Origin of the sequence: Kitasatospora sp. NPDC059571 (assembly GCF_042735675.1) — a bacterium.
Classification (GTDB): Bacteria; Actinomycetota; Actinomycetes; order Streptomycetales; family Streptomycetaceae; genus Kitasatospora.
The window spans coordinates 5504-10224 of the sequence record NZ_JBHWBW010000276.1 but is presented as its reverse complement, the minus strand read 5'-3'; the positions used below and the strand labels follow the sequence as shown (position 1 = coordinate 10224).

Here is a 4721-nt window from a genome sequence, read left to right as displayed (position 1 = left end):
ACCCCCACACCGCCCCGCGCACACCCCCCCCCCCCCCCCACCCCGCCCCCCCCCCCCCGCGCCCCCCCGCCCCCGCACTCACGGAGTGGTACCGGCTGACCGCCGCCGCGGCGGCCGCCGGACCCGTCCGCACCGAGCCCCTTCCACAGCCATCGACACTCCCGCAGGAGGCGAGTTAGTTATGGCCATGCCGCTGCGCCAGTCCCTTCGCGTCAGCACCTACCTGTTGCAGCAGAAGCTCAAGCGCCGTGAGAAGTTCCCGCTCATCGTCGAGCTGGAGCCGCTGTACGCGTGCAACCTGGCCTGCGAGGGCTGCGGCAAGATCCAGCATCCGGCCGGGGTGCTGAAGCAGAGAATGCCCGTCGCGCAGGCGGTCGGGGCCGTGCTGGAGTCCGGGGCGCCGATGGTCTCCATCGCGGGCGGCGAGCCGCTGATGCACCCGCAGATCGACGAGATCGTCCGGCAGCTGGTCGGCCGCCGCAAGTACGTCTTCCTCTGCACCAACGCCCTGCTGATGCGCAAGAAGCTCGACCGGTTCACTCCTTCGCCGTATTTCACCTTCACCGTCCACATCGACGGGCTGCGCGAGCGGCACGACGCCTCGGTGGCGAAGGAGGGCACCTTCGACGAGGCGGTCGAGGCGATCAAGGAGGCCAAGCGGCGCGGCTTCAGGGTCACCACCAACTCGACCTTCTTCAACACCGACACCCCGCAGACCGTGATCGAGGTGCTCGACTACCTCAACGACGAGCTGCAGGTCGACGAGATGATGATCTCCCCGGCGTACGCCTATGAGAAGGCCCCCGACCAGGAGCACTTCCTCGGCGTCGCGCAGACCCGCGAGCTGTTCCGCAAGGCCTTCGCCGGCGGCAACCGCAGGCGCTGGCGGCTCAACCACAGCCCGCTCTTCCTCGACTTCCTCGAGGGGAAGATCGACTTCGAGTGCACCGCCTGGGGCATCCCGAACTACTCGCTGTTCGGCTGGCAGCGGCCCTGTTACCTGATGGCCGACGGCTACGTGCCCACCTACCGCGAGCTGATCGAGAAGACCGACTGGGACAAGTACGGCCGGGGCAAGGACCCCCGCTGCGACAACTGCATGGCGCACTGCGGCTACGAGCCCACCGCCGTCCTCGCCACCATGGGCTCCCTCAGGGAGTCGCTGCGCGCCGCCCGCGAGACGCTCGGATCCGGACGGGTCAACTGACCGCGGCGCCCGGCGCACCCCCGCGCCGGGCGCCCGGACAACAGGCGCGCCGACCGTGACAGCGGCACGCTGGACACCGACGGTCATCGCCCTCCATCGAGCCGCGAGGTGAAGCCATGTCACTGCTGTCCACCATCAAGGAGCCCGCCGACCTGAGACGGCTCCCGCCCGGCGACCTGCCGCTGCTGGCCGACGAGATCCGCGAGTTCCTGATCGACGCGGTCACCCGCACCGGCGGCCATCTCGGCCCCAACCTCGGTGTCGTGGAACTGACCATCGCCGTCCACCGGGTCTTCGACTCGCCGCGCGACCGCATCCTCTGGGACACCGGCCACCAGGCCTACGTGCACAAGCTGCTCACCGGCCGCCAGGACTTCTCCCGGCTGCGCGGCCGCGGCGGAGTCTCCGGCTACCCCTCGCGCGCCGAGTCCGAGCACGACCTGATCGAGAACTCGCACGCCTCCACCGCCCTCGGCTACGCCGACGGCATCGCCAAGGCCAACCAGCTGCTCGGCCGCACCGACCGCCACACCGTCGCCGTGGTCGGCGACGGCGCCCTCACCGGCGGCATGGCCTGGGAGGCGCTCAACAACATCGCCGAGGCTGGCGACCGCCCGCTGGTCATCGTGGTCAACGACAACGAGCGCTCCTACGCCCGCACCATCGGCGGCCTCGCCCACCACCTCGCCACCCTGCGCACCACCCGCGGCTACGAGCGCTTCCTCGCCTGGGGCAAGGAGGCCCTCCAGCGCACCCCGATCGTGGGCCAGCCGATCTTCGGCGCGCTGCACGGCGCCAAGAAGGGCTTCAAGGACGCCTTCGCCCCCCAGGGCATGTTCGAGGACCTCGGCCTCAAGTACATCGGGCCGATCGACGGCCACGACATCGCCGCGGTCGAGCAGGCGCTGCGCCGCGCCCGGCACTTCGGCGGCCCGGTGATCGTCCACTGCATCACCCAGAAGGGGCGCGGCTACCGCCCAGCCGAGCAGGACGAGGCCGACCGCTTCCACGCGGTGGGTGCCATGGACCCGTACACCTGCCTGCCCGTCTCGCCGTCCGCCGGACAGTCCTGGACGTCCGTCTTCGGGGCCGAGATGGTCGAGCTCGGGCGCGACCGGCCCGACGTCGTCGCGATCACCGCCGCGATGCTCCAGCCGGTCGGGCTGGGCGGTTTCGCCGAGGCCCACCCCGACCGGACCTTCGACGTCGGCATCGCCGAGCAGCACGCGGTCGCCAGCGCCGCGGGCCTGGCCACCGGCGGGCTCCACCCGGTCGTCGCGGTCTACGCGACCTTTCTCAACCGGGCCTTCGACCAGGTGCTGATGGACGTCGCCCTGCACAGGCTGGGCGTCACCTTCGTGCTCGACCGGGCCGGCGTCACCGGCAACGACGGCGCCTCCCACAACGGCATGTGGGACCTGTCCGTCCTGCAGGTCGTCCCCGGCCTGCGGCTCGCCGCCCCGCGCGACGCCGAGCAGCTGCGCACCCAGCTCCGCGAGGCCGTCGAGGTGTCCGACGCCCCGACCGTGCTGCGCTTCCCCAAGGGCAACCTGGGCCCGGCCGTCCCGGCGATCGCCCGGGTCGGCGGCGTGGACGTGCTGGCCCGCACCGGGCCCGCCCCCGAGATCCTGCTGGTCGCGGTCGGCGCGATGGCCCCCGCCTGCCTGGACGCCGCCGCCCTGCTGGCCGCCGAGGGCTTCACCGCCACCGTGGTCGACCCGCGCTGGGTGCGGCCCGTCGACCCGGCTCTGGTCAAGCTGGCCGCCGCGCACCGGCTGGTGGTCACCGTCGAGGACAACGGCCGCACCGGTGGCGTCGGTTCGGCGGTCGCCCAGGCGATGCGCGACGCCGGGGTGGACACCCCGCTGCGCGACCTCGGCATCCCGCAGGAGTTCCTGGCGCACGCCGGGCGCGGTGAGATCCTGGAGGAGATCGGACTCACCGGCACCGGCGTCGCCGCCCAGACCGCCGTCTTCGCCAAGCAGTTGCTGACGATCCGAGGAGCGAATCCGCACAATGCCGGCTGACCGCCCCGCCCCGGGCCTCGACCTCGCCGCCCTGATCGCCGACCGCGGCGCCGAGCGGTACGACCTCCAGGCCCGGTACCTCAACCCGCAGCTGCCGAGGATGCTGCACACCATCGGCTTCGACAAGTACTACGAGCGCGCCGAGGGCCCGTACTTCTACGACGCCGAGGGCAACGAGTACCTGGACATGCTCGCCGGGTTCGGCATCTTCGCGCTCGGCCGGCACCACCCGGTCGTCCGGGCCGCGATCCAGCAGGTGATGGACCTCGACCTGCCCGACCTCACCCGCTTCGACTGCTCACCGCTGCCCGGTCTGCTGGCCGAGCAACTGGTGGCGCGCGCCCCCGGGATGGACCGGGTGTTCTTCGGCAACAGCGGCACCGAGGCGGTGGAGACCGCGCTGAAGTTCGCCCGCTGCGCCACCGGCCGGCGCCGGATCCTCTACTGCGACCACGCCTTCCACGGGCTGACCGCCGGCTCGCTCTCGGTCAACGGCGAGGGCGGCTTCCGCAAGGGCTTCGACCCGCTGCTGCCGGACACCGCCATCCCGCTCGGCGACCTCGCGGCGCTGGAGAGGGAGTTGAAGAAGGGCGATGTGGCGGCCCTGATCGTGGAGCCGATCCAGGGCAAGGGCGTGCACAGCGCCCCGCCCGGCTGGCTGGCCGCCGCGCAGGACACCCTGCACGCCCACCGGGCACTGCTGATCTGCGACGAGGTGCAGACCGGGATCGGCCGGACGGGCGACTTCTTCGCCTACCAGCACGAGGAGGGCGTCACGCCGGACCTCGTCTGCGCCGCCAAGGCGCTGTCCGGCGGCTACGTCCCGATCGGCGCCACCCTGGGCAAGAGCTGGATCTTCGAGAAGGTGTACTCCTCGATGGACCGGGTGCTGGTGCACTCGGCGAGCTTCGGCTCCAACGCCCAGGCCATGGCGGCCGGACTCGCCACCCTCCACGTGATGCGCGAGGAGAAGGTGGTGGAGAACGCCCGCGCGGTCGGCGACCTCTTCCGCTCCCGGCTGGCCGAACTGGTGCCCAGGTACGAGATGCTGGCCGACGTCCGGGGCCGCGGGCTGATGATCGGCATCGAGTTCGGCCGGCCGAAGTCACTGAAGCTGCGTACCGGCTGGACGGCGCTGCAGGCCGCCCGCAAGGGGCTGTTCGCCCAGATGGTGGTCGTCCCGCTGCTGCAGCGGCACAGGATCCTGACCCAGGTCTCCGGGGACCACCTGGAGGTCATCAAGCTGATCCCGCCGCTGATCATCACCGAGAAGGAGGTCGACCGCTTCATCGACGCCTTCACCGAGGTGATGGACGATGCGCACCGCGGCAGCGGGCTGATGTGGGACTTCGGCCGCACCCTGGTCAAGCAGGCGGTCGGCAGCCGCTGAGGGCGGTGCGGCGGGGGAGGGCGTACCGTCCGCCCCCCCCGCCACGCGGTCAACGCGGCGGGGGCTCGGGGGTGTAGTGGGCGCGGGGCAGCCCGGG

General features: G+C 71.9%; 3 protein-coding genes. All 3 read left to right on the top strand.

The annotated features are described in order from the left end of the window. The first annotated feature begins 181 nt into the window (after positions 1–181). The 3 genes from hpnH (at position 182) to ACFV0G_RS25770 (ending at position 4624) form a co-directional block, all read left to right on the top strand. Positions 182–1207, top strand: a complete 1026-nt coding sequence (hpnH, locus tag ACFV0G_RS25780; RefSeq protein WP_380552493.1) for an adenosyl-hopene transferase HpnH — start codon at positions 182–184, stop codon at positions 1205–1207. Positions 1208–1323: 116 nt separating this feature from the next. Beyond that, on the top strand, positions 1324–3234 hold the full coding sequence (gene dxs / locus ACFV0G_RS25775) for a 1-deoxy-D-xylulose-5-phosphate synthase (protein ID WP_380552490.1): 1911 nt from the start codon (positions 1324–1326) through the stop codon (positions 3232–3234). Beyond that, positions 3224–4624 (top strand): aspartate aminotransferase family protein, encoded by a 1401-nt coding sequence (locus ACFV0G_RS25770; protein ID WP_380552487.1) that lies wholly within the window; start codon positions 3224–3226, stop codon positions 4622–4624. The genes dxs and ACFV0G_RS25770 overlap by 11 nt, the downstream gene beginning before the upstream one ends. Positions 4625–4721: the final 97 nt, after the last annotated feature.

What these genes read in the sequence shown, in the direction of transcription:
- hpnH (WP_380552493.1), top strand. Translation starts at nt 182, where the DNA reads ATGGCCATGCCGCTGCGCCAGTCCCTTCGCGTCAGCACCTACCTGTTG.
- dxs (WP_380552490.1), top strand. Translation starts at nt 1,324, where the DNA reads ATGTCACTGCTGTCCACCATCAAGGAGCCCGCCGACCTGAGACGGCTC.
- ACFV0G_RS25770 (WP_380552487.1), top strand. Translation starts at nt 3,224, where the DNA reads ATGCCGGCTGACCGCCCCGCCCCGGGCCTCGACCTCGCCGCCCTGATC.